The following is an 18,212-nucleotide window of genomic DNA, read 5'->3' as shown; positions in this document are numbered from 1 at the left end:
TGTTGCAAAAGCTTGGATGGAGTCTTTAAGGGTAGGTAACGACTTTTGCAACAACCACATCTATTATACTACGACAGAAGTACGAAACTTCAGGCTAAATACTCGTTTCTGTTCCGAGTCAAAAAACGCCCTATTTGAGAAGCACTTGCATGAAAACTTCTTCGTCTCAAACGGGAGTATTACGTGAGACGATTATTTATTCATGAATGTCAACCGGGCCGTCGCCATGGTTCGCTATTAGGACCCTATTTGGTGGCATAAGGCCAACATCTGTTTACAGCCAGCAGTCGCGTAGTCCTTTACCAGCTCAATTGAGTAGCTTTGGCTCCATGTTTGACGTCTTTGAAAATTATTTGCGCGCCTGGGTGGCGATCTCGCAGCAGGAGCTGCAACTGATCCGGGATGCCTCTTCAGAAAAAGCGTTACGAAAATGGCAATCCATCCTCCATGATGGCGAGGTATGGAAAAGTAACTGTTTTATAACCAGTGGCTGCTGCCGCCTGTACCGGTTTGGTAAAGAGGGTACTGATCATACCATGCGGTTTGGCGTGGAGAACTGGTGGATGACCGACCAGGAAAGCTATAATAAGGGCACGCCCTCCGAGTACAACATTGAAGCCTTGACGGCTAGTAAGGTTATCATCTGGACCAAGGAGAGCTGGGAAGAATTACTGGTAACGATCCCCCCGCTGAACGTATTTCATGACAGGCTACTAGCCAGAGCGTATGAGACCAGCCAACGGCGCATCTATTCGTTGATTAGTGGCTCGGCCGAAGAAAAATATCTGGAATTTCAACAAACGTATCCCCAGGTATTCAATAAAGTGCCCCTGCATATGGTCGCGTCTTATTTAGGCATTTCACGAGAAACCTTAAGCCGTATCCGAAGAGAGTTTACAAAGCCAACCTAAAAAACCTCCCCATCACGCCAGGAGGTCTTTTAGGTTGGCAACCTCAAAGGGCTGGGTGAAGGTCGCCAACCGGGCTCACCCGCTCCAGCAGGGACGCAATGTGCAGAATGGTCGATTCAGCAAGCCAGCTGCCAACGATCTGCACACCGATGGGCAAGCCTTCCTGGCTGGTACCGTACCGCATGGAGATGCCCGGTAAGCCCGTGACGTTGAGTGGCACCGTAGCCCCCTGGAGATAGGTGGCATCGACCGTCTGACCATTAATGATGAACGTGTCAAGGCCATGCTTGTGGGCCGGAATCGGCAACACAGGGGTGATCAGCGCATCGTATTGCTGAAAGTATTCGGCAAAACCGTCCCGCAACCGCTCGGCAGCTTGTTCAGCGTCGATAAAGTCGTTCATCGACGTATCAGGCAGGGAAAGCATCGTTTTAGCCATTTTATAGATTTCATCCTGGCTGCGACCCGCCGTTGCCTGTCTAAAGGCCTCCTTCATCTCCATCACATGCAGCCGATTGAAGACGTCCAGCGCGAAGTCACGCTCGAGGGCCTGGATGCGTACCGGCTCGACGAAGAGCCCCAGGTCTTTTAGCGCTTGTGCAGCGGCCTCTACCGTCGCGGCCACCTCGGGATCGATCGGCCCAAAACCGGGCTCGATTAACCAGCCCACCCGGAGCTGGCGATCGGGCGAATAGCCCACGCTGGCTTCGAACGGTCCAACACTGGTGGCAAAAGCGTCAAGCCCGTCGGGACCACCAAGGATAGAGAATGCCAGGTCAAGATCACGGATGCTCCGTGCCATCGGTCCCGTATGCCAGAACCGACGCGGCACCCGGGGCCAGACGCCCGTCATGGGTATGCGTCCGTGGGTCGGTTTGAGCGAGACAATACCCGTCTGAGCGGCCGGCCCCCGAACCGAGATCGCCAGGTCCGTGCCCAGACCCAACGGGGACATGCCGACAGCGATCGCGGCCGACTCCCCCCCGCTTGACCCGCCAGGAGTACGCGTCAAATCCCAGGGATTGTTCGTGCGGCCGCTCAGCAAATTATCACTTTCGATCCAGTAGGAGAACTCCGGAAGATTGGTTTTAGCGAGCAGAATGGCGCCCGCCTTCTTCATCCGCGCGACACTGGTAGCATCGTTTTGAGGAATGCGCCCTTTAAAGATGGGTGAGCCCCGTTGGGTCATGACGTTGGCGGTGTCGATCGAATCTTTCACAGTAAAGGGCACCCCATGTAAAGGGCCAAGCTCTTGCCCGCTCAGCACGGCCGCTTCGGCTACTTTAGCGGCTTGTCGTGCGCTATCAACAATGGTAACAATGGCATTGATGGTTGGGTTGAGGGCTTCAATACGGTCGAGGTGCGCGTTCATAACTTCGACCGGGGAGACCTGGCGGGTACGGATTAGTTTAGCCAGGGCACTGGCATCCTCATAAACGAGTGGACTATTGGCTTGTGCTTCCATCACTTGGGTTTTATCGTTTCGTTTCTTTCACTCATTGGCTGAATTAGCTGAGCAAAAGTAGCGGTGAGGAAACCTGTGAAACGAAGCTATATGACACAATTTGGCGTTGACATTTGTCACGCTTTTGGAGCTAAAACGGAATGGATACTAGATGTATTTTCAACGGGAGGGAGTACACTTCATCTCAAGTAGGAGCCTTATATGAGAATAAGTAGATCTATAGTTACACACGAAAACGAACGTATTTTGTCAATCCGCTATTGAGTTGCCTATAAGGGCATTAAATATGACACATCAATAAAATGATCAAAATTATTAAGAAATATAATCATTTTATTGATGTGTCAATTATTATTGTATCAACAAAGGAAATATGGAAGAACTTGACCAAATCGTCTTTTACTCCTTGGAAAAGGCAATTAAACTGTATCGTCAGTTTGCACAACGTAGACTTAATCAGCATGGCTTCGATATTACCATTGACCAATGGCTAATCTTGACAGCCGTTCGTGACCAGCCAGATTGGACTCAGCAACAAATCGCCAAAACCGTTTTCAAGGACGTTGCATCAGTCACTCGAATGATTGATCTATTAGTCAAAAAACAATACCTCACCCGAATCGGCAACTCGGACGATCGAAGACGATTTACTCTTACTCTTACCGATACTGCTCGGCAACTTCTTGATGCTATGCAACCCGTTATCGTCAATAACCGACAATGTGCTTTGCAGAATCTTGATGAACAACAACTCACCCACCTTCAGAATATGCTTCACCTATTAATCAAAAACTGTCAATCGTAAACACGATGAAAATCAACTATTGTTCTCCGAAAATTTTCTCCTTACCTGAGATATATCTCCTAAAAACAAGAAGGTTAACCAAAATGGCCAATTGTAGTTAGCAAGACGGATAATTTATAGTGTCGCTTCGACCACCCTGTAGCCTCATTATAAATGGGGTCGTAAAGCCATAATGATCTTGTACTTTCCTCCCGGAAACTCTGAAACTCTACATAAGCCTACTAATTGATCGTAATCTATGTTTTTAGAAAGACATCCCTCATCTCATTCCAATCACTTCCTGATCACTTCGCTTTTGAAAACTCTGCTGATCGTGCTGAGTGTGTGTTGTCATTTACAAACGCAAGCCCAACCGAAATTAGATACGTTATCTATTCTTTTCATCGGCAACAGCTATACCTACTTCAATAATCTTCCAGTAGTGGTCAAATCAATTGCTGCACATAACGGACAGCCTATAAACGCAGAGATGATTGTCGCCGGGGGCATGACGTTGAAAGGTCATTGGCACGACTCGACTCATGTGGCCCTTAAAAAGCTGCAAAGTCGCCACTGGGACTTTGTTATTATGCAAGATCAAAGTCAACTTGGTTTGGAAGGGGCGGGACCTGAACCAATTGATAAACATTGGATTGCCAAACCCGATACGTTTTACAGATATGCTCAATTATGGAGTGAAGAAATAAAGAAACAGCAAGCAACACCCTGTTTTGCCACGACATGGGCTAGGGAATATGACCCATCCGCTCAACCCTTGTTAACGCACGCATACACCACTATTTCTCGACAAACAAGGGCACTTCTCATTCCTGTCGGGGATGTTTGGCAATACTGCCTGACTACGTATAAGCAAATTAAGCTTTATCAATCCGACGGTTCCCATCCGACTCAGGCAGGCTCCTTCTTGATGGCGACTACGGTATTACAATCGCTCTTACCTACGCTCAAACTCAGAGTCGGGTATCCTGTTATAGGCTTACCTGTTGATATAAGGGGGAAAGTGCTGAATACAAGTATTCATATAAATGGGTCGCAAAACTATACGATATACCCTTCAACCAATGAAGTCGTTTTAATCGGATTAGCCAAGAAAGAGCAAGAGATCCTATTAACCGTTAGTCAGCAAACAGAACGTATTAGACGAAGTTTAATCAGTCATGACAACAAGCTTCCAAATGGTCTATTGTATCATTAGGATGATTCCAGGACAAGTCAATCTTTGTCAGGACGCGGTCTCTGAGAGAATGTTTCTTATTTTTCTCTCCTATAAAAGATAGCAAGTCCAGATGCTATTTAGTAAAGTTTTAGGACAATAAGGTAATCATTGTCTCACCCCCAATCACGAGGCAGATACATGAATAGTTCCTTGTCTCAAGTAAGAGCATATACCTGGAAAATGCTTTCGTCTCAAGGAGTAGCCATTTTTGAGAAGCACTATCTATGATCCCTTCTCTTAATTTTGGTGACCAATCTCAACCATATACACGAACCAGCCTACTAGTACAATATACATCACCGCTACAACTACCCATATCTTACCATCCTGGCGTAATAATTCCGTTATCTGACCCAAAGATGAGTAATCCAAAAACTCAGTAAAGTGAAGCCCACAAAAGCGGGTCTGATGATGCGCTTGATGGAATTAGCAGTATCATATTGGTTAAACGCTGGATTCCCTCCGTTACCAGGATGTAACGAATCCGTCAATCGGGGTAGGATGAGAGGGATGAAAACAGCAAAGGCAAAGATGTTATAAACAGCTGATATCCTGGCACGACGCATCTCATCATCCACTGACCCCGTAACACAAAATAGGCTAGATACAACAGCATGCCAACCGCGACTCCATTGGTTTTAGGATCGTTGGGCCACAAATCGCCCCAGGCGAAATAGGCCCACACTGATCCGGTATTACAGCCTAACACCCCAAATAACAGAGCCGTGTTAGCCAACTCAACCGAAATAAGATCGTCATCCAGCTTTCCCTTTCTTAAATAGCGGATCGAGAACATGGCCAATCAGGTGAGTAAAACGGCCGCTTTGGGGGTCCGATTTGAAATAGCCGGAAAACGAACTGAAGTATACAAAGGACTAATCGATTGGGCTATGATACTCGAAAAAAGCGGATAAGTCGTTTGTAATGGGAATCGGCTTTGGTCTGCTCATTAGCCAGGAGTTGAGGCAGGTAGTCCTTCAAGACATTCAAATTGGTGAACCGGGCCAGCGTAATGGCCAAACAGACCAATAATAAGTTTCGGAAAATGTGCTCTGGAATATCCGGAAAGAACCTCCTACATTTGGCAAAAACCGAGCCGCCGGAGCGGTGGCTTGGACAGGGTGGTAAACATGATAAGTTTTAGCGAACATAAACTTACCATCGGTCAGCCACTTTTCGGCTTTTTACCCTTCATGTCCAGTAATCTGGAGTTTTTGCCCCATTTCTCTAAACCAGGCTATCCATATTGGGAAAAGTATAGCATTTTTATTGTAGACATCTCCGATCTAATTAATAAGACTACGTTTATGGATTTTAATCCGGAAACAATGTTTACAAATGACCTGGCGAGTGACAGTAGAGTGGCAACGACAATAGAACAGTGGAGAAAAAAAGGGTTTATTGATCCTCCTACGATTTGTCTCTGCAGACAGTTTAAGAACAAACTATGCATTTCAGACTGAAGGGCATAGAACAAAATTGACTTATTTGTCAGGAGTGAAGCAAATTTAATAATCTCCCATCTTCACTTATTAGATTTTAATTAAAAATAATTTTTGTGCAATTTATAACTCGTTTGCTTACCTCCCATATGAAAATTGTGTCGATGCTAATCTTTAGCGTAATAGTATATCTTATTACGCCTCCATCTGTAATGACGGCTTCAGCACAGTCCCCTGGTGTTGCTCTGCCGGTAAAAAAAATAAGCAACGATACCCTCTTAACAGCTTACAAACAATCCATCAGTGATGTGTCACATGGCCGTTATCTGGGTGCCTCATTTGGATTACTCAAAAGGTTAGGCGTCGAGAGTGCAGCGCAAATTGATGATCCCGATGTTGTAGATCAATGGGCTCAGGTCATGTCCACCATGACTAGCATTCCTACATTTAATAAGGCGAAAGGCGCAGACTTCCATGTACCGAAAGAACAGATTGCCATGCTACAGTTGTCTACAGCAGTCTCAGCCATCGATGAAATAGTCAAGCGTGCGCGTAAAACACGTATCGTCATTCTTAATGAAAATCATCTGGATCCACGTGGACGTGCTTTCGGTCTTGAAGTGGCGCATGCACTAAAACCACTCGGTTATACAATTTTGGCAGTAGAAGCGCTTAGGCCATATGCAGATGACCAAGAAGAACGTAGCAAGATGGAGCAACTTGCGGCCGATGGCATCGTTAGAGGGTCGGGTGACTTTTATAGTGGATATTATTTTGACGATCCTGTTTTTGCCGATTTCATCAGACAATCACTCGCGATGGGATATCGTCCGGTGTCCTACGAAACTGCCAGTCGCGGATACACAGCTGAAGAGCGCGAACAGGCACAAGCCGATAATTTGATACGTCGAGCCGTGCAACCGTTTCCTGAGGGCAAAATTCTCATTTATGTCGGCGAACGTCATGCCGCTGAGGGGCCCATTGCAGGTGAAGAAAAGCCATATCGGAAAATGGCAGCAATCATTAAACATAAAACGGGAATTGATCCGCTGACAATTGATCAGGCTGGATTGTCCTCCGTTCCAATGAACCGGCCCGATGTTGACCTCTACAAAATTGCCGCGTTGAAGGCTTCGAATGTATCGGTTGTGTTGTTCGAGCATGGCAAGCCTTTAACCACTGGTCTTTTAGCAGGTGCGGTGGATTTGCAAGTGGTTCACCCACCGCTTAAACTGATCAATGAAAGGCCCGACTGGATGTTGAAAATGAATCGAGCTCCCAAACTCATTCCCAATGCGCTCCTGCCAAAATCAGGTATCCGACTGGTTCAAGTGTTCGTTGCAAATTCCCCTGCTGATGCACGACCAATAGATCAGGTACTAGTTGAGGCCGGTAAAACGCCGCCCGTTTTAATGCTGCCGGTTATCAATGTTCGCTATCTTACACAAGATTTTTAGATCCGACTGAGGCTGTTAGAACATAGTTTTTACTGGAATAGCCGATCCACTTCATTCTACGAGGAGCTACAAAGGAAGGGAAGCAGTCCAATAGATTGATTGTGCATCGTCTGTAATAATCGTATGCTACGGATAGTACCGCGGTGGCCGGTCCGCCGGTGCGGTACCACTTGACAGTTATTAAAATAAGCCGTCCAATTAAACACCCCATTTTTGAAGCAGACGAATGAAGATTCAACCGTCTCAAATAGGAGCGTTTGGTGAGCACAAGTAACGGATGGCTACAAATCTATTTTGGTGGAATTGCGAATTAGATAAATAGGTTGAGCCAGTACTTGATAGGATGATTACGACTTCAGTAACTTACTCGCTCTCTCTAAACAATCATTCCGGTTAGGTAAAGCCTCAATTCGGTTAATTTATCCAGTTGTCTGTCGTCAACCTTTGCAAAAACAAAAACACAGACATGAACATCGTACTTACTGGATCGATTGGCACCATCGGCAAACCATTGACAAAACAGTTGGTTGAGGCAGGCCATTCCGTAACCGTCATCACCAGCAAGCCCGAACGGCAAGCAGCTATTGAAGCATTAGGCGCCAGGGCGGCCACTGGTTCATTCCTCGACGTTGATTTCCTAATCAAAACATTCAACGGCGCTGACATCCTATACCTCATGGAAGCCTGGGAAGGGATCGGTAGCATTTTTGATAAAGATGTCGATTTTGTAGCCGCTTTTGAACAAATCGGTAACAATTACAAGAAGGCAGTTGAGGAGTCGGGCGTTAAACAACTGGTGCATTTAAGCAGTATAGGTGCCCACACCGAACAGGGCACAGGTAGCCTTTATCTGCATCATAAGGTCGAGAACATACTCCGACAACTAGCGGATAATATCTCCATTAAATTCATGAGACCCGTCGGCTTTTACACCAATCTGTATCGATCTATCGATTCCATAAAAACCCAGCATACCATTCTGCAAAGCTATGGCGGGGATAAAAAGGAACCCTGGGTATCTTCGTTGGATATAGCGGCTACCATCGCTCAGGAGATGGAAAAGCCATTTGTGGGCAGAACCGTACACTACCTGGCCAGCGATGAAGTGTCGCCCAATGAGGTGGCGCAGATGCTGGGCGAAGCGATTGGCCTTCCGGAATTGACGTGGACCGTCATAACGGATGAACAAATGCAACAGGGCATGTTGGCGGCCGGCATGAATGAGTGGATCGCCAAGGGCTTTGTCGCCATGCAGGCCGCTCAACAGAGTGGGAGCTTGTATGAGGACTTCTATCGCCATAAACCCACGTTAGGCAACATTAAATTGGCTGAGTTCGCCAAAGAATTTGCTCAGGTATACCACAACAAAACCAGGTAGACGATGAAAAAGGTACTCATTACGGGAGCCAATAAAGGTATTGGTTTTGAAACGGCCCGCCAATTGCTACAAAATGGCTATTATGTGTATATAGGTAGCCGAAACGTAGAAAATGGTCGGGCTGCAGTTGAGAAGTTGAACGCCGAAGGATTGATGCATGTGGAAGCGGTAAAGGTAGATGTTACCGATTCGGAATCCGTACGGGCAGCCCGCCAGGAAATAGGTCGTAAAACCGATGTATTGGACGTATTGATTAATAACGCCGGGATCAATGGGGGCATGCCCCAATCGTCACTGGAGGCTAGCGTTGACCAGTTCAAACGGGTATTCGATACGAATCTGTATGGGGTGGTTCGAGTGACGCAAGCTTTTATCGATTTGCTGAAAAAGTCTCCTGAGCCTCGTATCGTCAATGTATCCTCCAGTGGCAGTTCACTCACCTTGCATAGCGATCCTAACTGGCTCTATTATTCCCACAAAGCGGCCCTTTACCCTTCATCGAAAGCGGCCCTCAATATGTATACCATCGATCTGGCTTACCAGTTAAGAGACACGCCCTTTAAGGTAAATGCCGTTTGTCCCGGTTTTGTGGCGACCGACTTTAACAATCATCGGGGTACGGGTAGCGTTCAGGAAGGGGGCACTCGTATTGCCAGATATGCCATGATCGGCCCCGATGGACCAACCGGAAAATTCATTGCGGAGGAATATAGCCCCAAAACGGGAGAAACTCCCTGGTAAGTAAATTGCTTATAGACCCTACACCATTGCTCCATGAAAAAGGAAGAAAACTCATTGCACAAGGTTGACTCGTTGAGTCGCTTCCACCGGATGTTTGGGCTTCAACAGCCTAAACATCCGTTAATCAGCTTAATCGATATTGAGCAAATGAACTATGAGCCAGCCGCTTTACAGGGCTCTTTAGTGCTTAACTTCTACAAGATTGCCTATAAAGCAAGCCTTTGCGGCAAAGCCCGGTACGGACAAAACTACTACGACTTCAGTGAAGGCGGCTTAGTGTTTACCGCACCCGGTCAAGTGTTTGAAAGCCCCGATGGCAGGGCTACTAAGGGCAATATACTACTGATTCATCCCGATTTTCTGCTTTCGTATGAAGTAGCCAAAAAAATCAAGCAATATGGTTTCTTTTCGTACGCAGCTAACGAAGCCCTTCATTTGTCTGACGAGGAAAGAACGACAATCATGACGGTATTGAGGATCATTGATGATGAACTGAAGAGTCGGATTGATGATTTCAGCCAGGATGTTATTGTTTCCCAGATCGAGCTGCTGCTTACCTACAGCAACCGGTATTATAAGCGGCAATTCATTACTCGAAAAGCGGTTAATAACGACTTACTGCAAAAGCTGGACGATAGTTTAGATGATTACTTTGCCAGCGAAATCTCCCTGAAGCAAGGGGTTCCCACGGTTCAGTACCTTTCGGACTTGTTGCATGTCTCGCCCAGCTATCTGAGCGACATGCTGCGTTCGTTAACCGGCCAAAATGCCCAGCATCTGATTCATCATAAATTGGTTGAGAAGGCCAAAGAATTATTGTCAACGTCGACTCTATCGGTTGCTGAGATTGCCTATCAGCTAGGTTTTGAGCACCCTCAGTCTTTCAGCCGTTTGTTTAAATTAAAGACTACGCTTTCCCCACTGGAATTCAAACAGTCGTTCAACTAGCGGTTTATCAATAATCATAACGTCACCTGGCACGTCTCTTTCTGTTACTCGATCTATCTCTTTACTATGTAGGCTAATTAAACGCCCATTAAAAGAGATGATTCAGTAGTTGTTCTGTAAAATCATTCTGTTTTCGCTTCAGTCTCAAATTGTTATCTCACTAATCAAAATCAAAATCTCACATTTTAGCTGAGTTTGTGAGACTGATCTTTTCTCCAAATGATGACTTATCCGCTCAGGCGGCCCCGTCCCTTTCCGCAGAACTACCTACATTTATTGTGGCCTAACCGGCGACCATCCGAAAAGATGGGTACCTGGGAAAAGAGCTTCCTATATGACATGAATCAGGTTAGCAAACGAGCCTATAAAAATAAAGTGGTAAATAAGGCCTTTCCTGTTTCGAGGAACACAATAAAAGGCTAAGAGGGACGTTTTGTATCTGTTACGTTATTTCAGCCCCATTGGTCTTACCCGTGGGGCTTTTCCGTGGTCTCTATTACTGAATTACTGACTGTTTCCGGTATGGAAGGCGTGTCTGATCAACTCCCGGCTCAACCCGATCAACCAGCTCCAGAAAAGCTGAGGTTTGATGCCGCTAATGATTTTCTAACGATCTGCGATCGTCTGTCGACTGGTTATGACAGCGGCTATTAGTGGGAAGATGTGCAACGGGCATTACGCATTGCTGCTGGCTTAGAGAAATGGCCGGATTAATTTGTTCTCTACCGTACCTCCTCTCCCACTCGCTCAACAAGTAACTAAAAATAATAATTTAGATATTATACAATTAGTAAATCGGCAGGCGAAAGATTATTCTATGCATTTTACATTTTCTAAACGACCGTTTAAGGCCTGTTATAAGAAAAAATCTTGAAAAAGCTACCCGTCAACCTTCCTCCAGGATCCATGGCAAGAGTAGGAATTGACCAGTATGAACCCTAAATGACCGTTTAGCATTTGTAACAAGGATTCAATCAACTGCAACTGTCATCTGACGCCAATCACTCTCAGAATTTGTGGCCACTCCGATTGCTACATAACTGTGATTAAACGGCATCCACCGCCGTCTGATCACAGTCGTAGTCTCTGACTACAAGTCAAACGTAATCGGCAGATTATATCGACAGGCAACGACTAAGCCATTCACTTTACCCGGTGTCCAGGCAGGCATACTCTCAACAAGTCGAACGGCTTCCGCATCTAACGCTGGATCCAAGCTTTTCAAGGCACGAGCCTCTTCAATGCCGCCCCGCTCATTGACAATAAAGCTGACAAACACTTTTCCTTCTTTCTTGGCTTGGCGAGCAGCCTGGGGATACTTCATATTCTCCCGTAAATACGTTCTCAATTGGTTCATACCGCCCGGAAATTGAGGTGGTTCCTGAACGACAGTAAAGATTTTACGAACGGGGACCGAGTTGGAATCTAGGGGAGCTTGTTGGGCTTGAGCCGAAAGAGCCAGGCCGCTACCTAAAAGAATGATTAGTGCGTAAGAAGGCATAACTATAAACGTTTCTAGTTGACATCCACTGCGGCTAAGTCGTGTTCAAACGTAGTCATTCCCAAAAAGCCAAGGCCGTATTTTTGAGGTAGTGGTCATTTTCTTAGATGTCTATTCGGCCTTCAATTGGTCGGATACGATAGTTGTAAACTCTAGTTGTCTACGTTAAACTGAGGTGGTCCGATTTAGCGGCACACTGAATTTGTCAGGTTTTGTAATACTGGTTTTCAAACTGATCAGGGCTTTTATAGCCCAGCGACGAATACTTTCTCACTCGGTTATAGTATACCTCAATATAGTCGAAGAGTTCAGTCCGCGCATCCTCTACGCTTAAAAACGCTCCGTCTTCCAATAATTCCGCTTTTAGGCGGCTCCACAACGACTCCGCAAAGGCATTGTCGTAGGGATCGTCGGCCCGACTCATGCTGGGCCTGATATGCCACAAACTCGCTAACTCATTCAACTCAGTTGATACGTACTGCCCACCTCGATCCGAATGAATAATTAGACCTTCGGCAGGTTGACGCAACTGTAACGCACGGCGTAATGGAAGTATAACCAGTTCATCCTCCATCGTTTCACCCACTTGCCAGCCCACCACTTTGCGCGAAAATAAGTCCATCCAAGTAGCTAAGTAGGCCCAACCTCCATTGACCAAAGGCAGGTAAGTAATGTCGCTGACCCAAACCAAATTAGGAGCTTTGGGTAAAGGCTGATCTAACCGCAAATTTGGCCAGTAGCCTCTTCCGTGGGTGCTGTTAGTGGTGCGCGGCACAAATGATTTAGGCTGAATGGCTTGCAAACCAACTACTTTCATCAGCGTTCATACTTGATGACGACCTAACACACATCCCTTTTCCTGCAGCTCAGCCCTAATGCGTCGACTGCCATAGCGTCGTTTGTGCGCATAGAATACCTGCTCCACTAATTTTTGATGTGCTGCCTTTCCTGGCGTTGCTTGATAAGTCCCACCCCGCAGATACCGATAGTAGGCAGTTCGGCTCACTTCTAACACTAAGCACAGCGTTTCTACCTTAAATTGATCAGCCAGGCTCTTCACCACTTCATATCGTTGCCTCAGGTCTGCCGACTGATAATGCTTAAGGCTTTTTTTAAGATCTCGCGCTCTACCTCAAGTTGACTAATACGTTGCAACATTCGCTGATTCTCAATAAATACCTCCGAAGTCTGACTCGAAGAGTAGTGTTTTTCTTCCCCTTTGTTCCGCTGTTTACATTTGTAGATGAGGGCTTCACTAATGCCCAGTGCCTGAGACACATATGGCACGCTCTGACCGTTATCAATCATTTTCAGCACGTCGGCTTTGAAGGTAACGTCGTATTTACGACGTTTGAGCGGTTTGTTTTTTGGCTGCATGTTCTTGCAAGTTAAGCAAGTTCACTGTGCCGATAAATTAGACCATCTCATATAAGTCTACCATTGAACTGAATTAGCCAGCCATTTAGGAAGGAAAAACCGTTACCAACGATTCATAGACTATTTCCCGCCTTACAACATGAAATCAATACTATTCAACGACTAATTTTAGGTGATGACTGCCCCTGAGAGCTAGTTTTAGCCTCTCAATTAAACCTTCCCCTTCCTAAACTGATGACAATACTACGTATCTGCTGGACCATCGATGGCATCACCCTATTGGTCGCCCTTTATGTATTCTTTGACGGCCTAGCTACTGATACGCCTGAGTATGGGTTTTATATTGGTTGGTTTGCTTTATTAAGCCTACTGATGGCAGGCTTGTTGGGGAGTTACTGGTTGCTCAACCACGATCACCCCAGATGGGCTATTTTGGTGGCTAGTGTACCGGCTATTTTAGCCACTTTAGCTGGCCTGTGGATGCTATTGCTACTGTTGTTATATAAACAAGGTGGAAACAGTAAATAATGGATTTGTTGGCATTTCCTGACCGACAATAATCAATGCCTTGCTTCAAACCCAATTAGCTAACATAATTGCACTTATATAACAGAGACTGTATGCTAAAATTGGTCACTATGCTGCCCTTTTTGATGGCAACATACGGTTATAGTTTTTCCCTGTTTTCGAAAGAATCAATACCCCTATCGTATGGTTATTCAAAGAGAGAAGAGCTTGAAGATAGCTTAGATATTCAGTACGTTGATCTTCATGTTAACCAATTACTTTTTTCCGAGGTACAGAAGTATATAAGAGAGCAAAGGGATAGCTCTAGCTTATTTAAAAATGGCTATGGTTACGTGACCGTTGGCGGAATTATGTTAGATCACATAGGCCAACCCGTTTTAGCTGACTCGCTAGAAAATCACCTGAAGGACATTTCACTCAAGTTTAATATTGGACTAAGTAGTTTTTATCCACAACAAAATATGGGTAAGCCACTTTACTATTCATTTGTCGACGATAGATTAATATTAATCTTTGAGCAAAATGCAAAGTGGATTCACCATAATACATTTTCAGTTTCTAGTGTCAGCAACGTAAAAAAGCTAATTAAGCAAGCCCTTAAACTATCCTTCGATTCTAATTTTGAATTTAAGGATACGCTAGGAGACTCGTTTTTTCTTTCTGTAGAGCGCAGAGAAAAGATGAGCCAAGAGGAAATTTTAGAGACTGGTTCCTATAGTTTGCAAAAGCTTAAAACAGTTACCGTCTATTTCGACGGTTCAATTGACTATCAATACCTTCATATAGGGAAAGTACGTTAAATGTGATTATTTTGTTAATGGTATAATGTATTATACCTATCATATTGTGAGTTAATTCCCTTGACATATTGTTATTTATGCAACAGGTCTGGGAGAAGTACAAAATTTAGGGTCGTCTAAACTTTGTACATTTCCCAGACCCGTTCTATAACTAAGAATACGTTAATGAATTAAAGCTAGAACAGAGGCCTTTAGCTTTTATAAAGACTTCATAGAAAAATGTAACCTGTTTTTTCAATGGACAATATAGCCTACAGGAACGTCTGCCATGGCTTCTGACCAGTAAGGCCAAATTTTACTGTCGAGACTGCGACTATAACCAGGTTCGTACCAAACTGTTGGTCTACCGTTTTTATTACTTTTACTACGGTAGATAGCATATTCAACCCATGTACCATTGACTTTCATTACTCGACATAAATCATTGTCAGTGTATCTCCAAATCGCATTGGTACTATCGGTGAATCCCCACACTTGCTTTTTGGAAATCAACCTTCGTTTCGAGTGGGCATAGCGAACGATCAGATATTTACTCCATTCGCCACGCGGTTCAATCAAAGTAATCAGATTTGTTCGATCTAGACTGGTAGTTGTATCGGTAGGCTGAATAATATCTTGGCTCTTGTAAATAAGCCGCCACTGGGCACAAATTGGTTGGCAGGCCGAAACAATAAGTACCAGAAATAAAGCTTGTATCGATTTCATAAATGGCTAGTCTCTTATCAAATTATAGAAGCCAAATGTAAGATCAGTCTTAAAAAACTATATTAATAATTAATTATATCGATTAGATGATCTACTTCTAATAGTTAATCCCGTATGCGACGGATTACATTTGACAGATATTAGAAAAAATACTGTCTTATATAAACGCTCCATTATAACTACAAGGACTTTTCAAAGGCAAGTGACGGATTGTGTACGAAACGACTAACGTACCCTATTTTGTGGATCGGTGTAGCCAGTGCAGGAAATGCAGAGGTAAAGCCATCGTTTATCCTTGGCCACGGCCTGCTTGATTGACCTCAACCAGTACCCCAGTAGGTTAGCCATCGATTAAAGGCTACCTTTGAATATGAGTCAACTTACATATACCTCTATCCCTGATACCTCGGATAACAACTACTGGGCAACAAAGTCTGAGCCTGGCAATGTGCGCAGCACCACGTTTGTACCAAGAGATAAAGAACTACACCAGCAGCTAAAGATTAAAGCGTGGGCCCTAATTCAGGCTTCACTCAGGAAGAGTAATAGAAAAGTAAGCTACTAAGTATGCCCCATCAGCCTTTCTGGCTTTATAAGATAAGCTGTATAATCGGCGGCCTTTAGTTGGCTTCGTAATCAATACGCGGGGTCAAATCACGGCCGCCCTCGCCTTTCATTTAACCCGGCTCTTTTTGCGTTTAAAGCAAGGAGAGCCGGATTTTTATGGGGTCTGAGTTAGTACTGGACACTTTTGGGTAAATCTAAAAAAAGTTACTGTGCCGTGCCGCCGGAGCGGTAACTAAAGATAACGTATGCAACTGATTGAGTTTGAGAGATATTAAAAGTTAGTGTCTCGTAAAAACGCTCATAAGTGAGACGAGGTGATCTTCAACTATCTGCTGCGTAAATGGGGAGTTATTGATTACTTATCTTAAATGTAACAGTAGTCAATAGTCCTACGTGTGTATTTCAGAGATGCTGGTGCTGATTCAATCTCAGGGATGCGTGCAATTTGCTCGGATTCAGCCTGGCAAAAGCCCCTCTAAATCAAACGTTTCTGACCAGCATCCATGTCGTGTGTTGGCTTAGGAAAAGGGTTTCACCCACATTGCATCAGGATCACTTTGGCCGGAATACATATCGGTTAACCAACCGGGGGCGTACTAGGCAAAAAGAGTAAGTTTTTTCATAAATTACAAAGTCCAATAGCCGAACTAGTCGTTAGCCCATTCGGGCTGATAACACTCCCTTAAACAATGTGGAAAAATTTGTCCTAAAAACGGTGCTTTGTGCTTTCGTTTTGATACCCAATGCGGTATTCAGCCAATTTGCCCCCACCTATTTTGCTCTTAAGGATGTACAAGTAATCGACGGGATGTCGACCACTGTACTGGCTCATCAAACCATTATCATTCGAGGAAACCGAATTGAGAAAATTGGCTCCTCAAATCAGACCACTATACCGGACTCCTGCGTGACATTCCCCTTAAACGGAAAATTTGTTATACCAGGGTTAATTGATACGCACGTTCATCTGGCTACCGAGCCCAGTGGTACCGACAGCCGGGCTAGAGCGGAAAAAGATTTACTGGCTATGCTGCTGTCGGGTATCACCTCCGTTCGAGATATGGCCGGGGACGCCCGAGCCTTAGCTAGCTTGTCGCGAGATGCCTTGGTGGGCGATATTCAAGCCCCTGACATTTATTATTCGGCTTTACTGGCAGGACCGGCTTTTTTCACGGACAGCCGAACCCACCAAACCTCGAAAGGAGCAACACCGGGCCAACTACCGTTTATGCGCGCCGTGACCCATACTACGGACTTACCGCTAGTGGTAGCCGAAGCAAAAGGAACGGGTGCCCGTGCGATCAAATTATATGCCCAACTCGATGCTGGGTTAGCCAAGAAAATCACGACCGAAGCCCATCGGCAAGGCTTACTGGTTTGGAGTCATACTGATTTAACGATTGCCAATCCATTAGAGGTTATCGAGTCTGGGGTTAATTCGATTTCCCATGCGGGTATGATTGCTCGCTGGCCTGCTGGAACAATTCCTGAGGCTTGGTTAAAGCCTGATCTATCCGAAAGGTTCTGGGATGATGCGTTTAAAACCTTACCTGTGGACGATTATATTAAGGCCATGCTTCGTCACAAAACGATACTCGATGCTACCCTAGTTACCTATAAGAATGATTTGGATGATCCGTCTTCGAGTGGAGCGACAAACTATAGAACCCGAGCAAATTGGGAAATAGGGAAACGATTTACGACACTGGCTCTATCTAGAGGTGTACCTATCTGCACGGGGACCGATACGGATGAGAACAAGTTTGTCCAGCGGGAGATGAAGACGCTCGTCAAGGCGTGTGGTTTCACGCCCATGCAGGTTCTTATCAGCGCCACCAAGCATGGTGCCATGGCGCTCGGTATTCACGAAGGTACAGGTACGGTGAGTGCCGGAAAAGTGGCTAACCTGGTTGTGTTAGGGGCTAATCCGGTTGAAAGTATCGATAATATAGACAGCGTAGAATTAGTCATCAAAAATGGGCGATTATTCAATGTTCATTAACGAGTAAGCCACGAAACGCTACGATAGACAGGGATAAATACTTGAGTTAACTTGACTGTCGATTCCGCAGGGGATTGACCAAGTACATCCGTCCACTTTTAGGTATGCACCACTTCTTGGCCTGGCTGTATTTATGTGGACACTGAATTAAGCCTCATCCTGTCCCGTTTACCGTAGAAATTCCACCTTACTTTTTATGAAGCTTTGTTAACTCATGGTCGTCTGTCAACGGGTGAACAGAGTTTCTACTTTCGATCCAATTTCAATCTAAATCTGTCCTAAATAGTATTTTACCGCTAAAGCAGAAAGAAGGCTTTCCTCTTATGCCTTTTCAAAATTTTGTATTTTTTGAAGCTAGCGTTCATAAAA

General features: G+C 45.1%; 18 protein-coding genes and 1 pseudogene. 11 read left to right on the top strand and 8 right to left on the bottom strand.

Annotation, left to right across the window (positions count from 1 at the left end):
- The first annotated feature begins 329 nt into the window (after positions 1–329).
- Positions 330–911, top strand: a complete 582-nt coding sequence (locus ACFS25_RS16860) for a Crp/Fnr family transcriptional regulator (RefSeq protein WP_381503408.1) — start codon at positions 330–332, stop codon at positions 909–911.
- A 43-nt stretch (positions 912–954) separates the two neighbouring features.
- Here the strand turns inward: ACFS25_RS16860 and ACFS25_RS16855 are convergent, their stop codons facing one another.
- A complete protein-coding gene (locus ACFS25_RS16855; RefSeq protein ID WP_381503406.1) occupies positions 955–2,376 on the bottom strand; it encodes an amidase in 1,422 nt (473 codons plus the stop codon).
- Positions 2,377–2,749: 373 nt separating this feature from the next.
- Between ACFS25_RS16855 and ACFS25_RS16850 the strand changes: the two genes are divergently transcribed.
- Positions 2,750–3,181 (top strand): MarR family winged helix-turn-helix transcriptional regulator, encoded by a 432-nt coding sequence (locus ACFS25_RS16850; protein WP_381503404.1) that lies wholly within the window; start codon positions 2,750–2,752, stop codon positions 3,179–3,181.
- A gap of 295 nt (positions 3,182–3,476) precedes the next feature.
- Complete coding sequence (locus ACFS25_RS16845) at positions 3,477–4,376, top strand: hypothetical protein (protein WP_381503402.1); 900 nt, start codon at positions 3,477–3,479, stop codon at positions 4,374–4,376.
- A gap of 258 nt (positions 4,377–4,634) precedes the next feature.
- On the opposite strand, the gene ACFS25_RS16840 is transcribed toward ACFS25_RS16845, so the two are convergent.
- Positions 4,635–4,754, bottom strand: coding sequence for a CcmD family protein (locus ACFS25_RS16840; RefSeq protein ID WP_381503400.1), 120 nt, complete (start codon positions 4,752–4,754; stop codon positions 4,635–4,637).
- Positions 4,742–5,196: pseudogene (gene ccsA, locus ACFS25_RS16835) on the bottom strand (cytochrome c biogenesis protein CcsA); the annotation flags it as partial. The gene ACFS25_RS16840 and the pseudogene ccsA, both read right to left, overlap by 13 nt.
- Before the next feature lie 792 nt (positions 5,197–5,988).
- Between ccsA and ACFS25_RS16830 the strand changes: the two are divergent.
- From ACFS25_RS16830 to ACFS25_RS16810, 5 genes are all read left to right on the top strand, one after another.
- A complete protein-coding gene (locus ACFS25_RS16830; RefSeq protein WP_381503398.1) occupies positions 5,989–7,296 on the top strand; it encodes a hypothetical protein in 1,308 nt (435 codons plus the stop codon).
- A 466-nt stretch (positions 7,297–7,762) separates the two neighbouring features.
- Positions 7,763–8,674, top strand: coding sequence for an NAD(P)H-binding protein (locus tag ACFS25_RS16825; protein WP_381503396.1), 912 nt, complete (start codon positions 7,763–7,765; stop codon positions 8,672–8,674).
- A gap of 3 nt (positions 8,675–8,677) precedes the next feature.
- On the top strand, positions 8,678–9,415 hold the full coding sequence (locus ACFS25_RS16820) for an SDR family oxidoreductase (RefSeq protein WP_381503394.1): 738 nt from the start codon (positions 8,678–8,680) through the stop codon (positions 9,413–9,415).
- Positions 9,416–9,448: 33 nt separating this feature from the next.
- Positions 9,449–10,363: a helix-turn-helix domain-containing protein gene (locus ACFS25_RS16815; RefSeq protein WP_381503392.1), complete on the top strand. Its 915-nt coding sequence runs from the start codon at positions 9,449–9,451 to the stop codon at positions 10,361–10,363.
- Between the two features lie 486 nt (positions 10,364–10,849).
- The gene (locus ACFS25_RS16810) at positions 10,850–11,017 is read left to right on the top strand and encodes a hypothetical protein (protein WP_381503389.1); all 168 of its coding nucleotides are present in this window, start codon (positions 10,850–10,852) and stop codon (positions 11,015–11,017) included.
- A 436-nt stretch (positions 11,018–11,453) separates the two neighbouring features.
- Here ACFS25_RS16810 and ACFS25_RS16805 read toward each other — a convergent pair whose 3' ends face one another.
- From ACFS25_RS16805 to ACFS25_RS16790, 4 genes are all read right to left on the bottom strand, one after another.
- The gene (locus ACFS25_RS16805; RefSeq protein ID WP_381503387.1) at positions 11,454–11,864 is read right to left on the bottom strand and encodes an energy transducer TonB; all 411 of its coding nucleotides are present in this window, start codon (positions 11,862–11,864) and stop codon (positions 11,454–11,456) included.
- 205 nt (positions 11,865–12,069) lie between these two features.
- Positions 12,070–12,681 carry an IS3 family transposase gene (locus ACFS25_RS16800; protein ID WP_381503385.1) on the bottom strand — a complete coding sequence of 204 codons (612 nt, stop codon included), beginning with the start codon at positions 12,679–12,681 and terminating at the stop codon, positions 12,070–12,072.
- A gap of 6 nt (positions 12,682–12,687) precedes the next feature.
- Entirely contained in the window at positions 12,688–12,789 is a 102-nt protein-coding gene (locus ACFS25_RS16795; RefSeq protein ID WP_381503409.1) for an IS3 family transposase, read from the bottom strand.
- Positions 12,790–12,941: 152 nt separating this feature from the next.
- Entirely contained in the window at positions 12,942–13,241 is a 300-nt protein-coding gene (locus ACFS25_RS16790) for a transposase (protein ID WP_381503383.1), read from the bottom strand.
- A 234-nt stretch (positions 13,242–13,475) separates the two neighbouring features.
- On the opposite strand from ACFS25_RS16790, the gene ACFS25_RS16785 reads away from it, so the two are divergent.
- Together ACFS25_RS16785 and ACFS25_RS16780 are read left to right on the top strand one after the other, a co-directional pair.
- Positions 13,476–13,769 carry an osmoprotectant transporter permease gene (locus ACFS25_RS16785; protein WP_381503381.1) on the top strand — a complete coding sequence of 98 codons (294 nt, stop codon included), beginning with the start codon at positions 13,476–13,478 and terminating at the stop codon, positions 13,767–13,769.
- 110 nt (positions 13,770–13,879) lie between these two features.
- The gene (locus ACFS25_RS16780) at positions 13,880–14,569 is read left to right on the top strand and encodes a hypothetical protein (protein ID WP_381503379.1); all 690 of its coding nucleotides are present in this window, start codon (positions 13,880–13,882) and stop codon (positions 14,567–14,569) included.
- Between the two features lie 234 nt (positions 14,570–14,803).
- Here the strand turns inward: ACFS25_RS16780 and ACFS25_RS16775 are convergent, their stop codons facing one another.
- Positions 14,804–15,274 carry a hypothetical protein gene (locus tag ACFS25_RS16775; RefSeq protein ID WP_381503377.1) on the bottom strand — a complete coding sequence of 157 codons (471 nt, stop codon included), beginning with the start codon at positions 15,272–15,274 and terminating at the stop codon, positions 14,804–14,806.
- A 1,258-nt stretch (positions 15,275–16,532) separates the two neighbouring features.
- Here ACFS25_RS16775 and ACFS25_RS16770 point away from each other — a divergent pair.
- Positions 16,533–17,843, top strand: coding sequence for an amidohydrolase family protein (locus ACFS25_RS16770; RefSeq protein ID WP_381503375.1), 1,311 nt, complete (start codon positions 16,533–16,535; stop codon positions 17,841–17,843).
- The last annotated feature ends 369 nt before the right edge of the window (positions 17,844–18,212 follow it).

Source organism: Spirosoma flavum (assembly GCF_042686045.1).
GTDB classification, from domain to species: Bacteria; Bacteroidota; Bacteroidia; order Cytophagales; family Spirosomataceae; genus Spirosoma; species Spirosoma flavum.
Note: the sequence above shows the minus strand (reverse complement) of the source record. Positions and strands in the feature narration are given on the sequence as shown.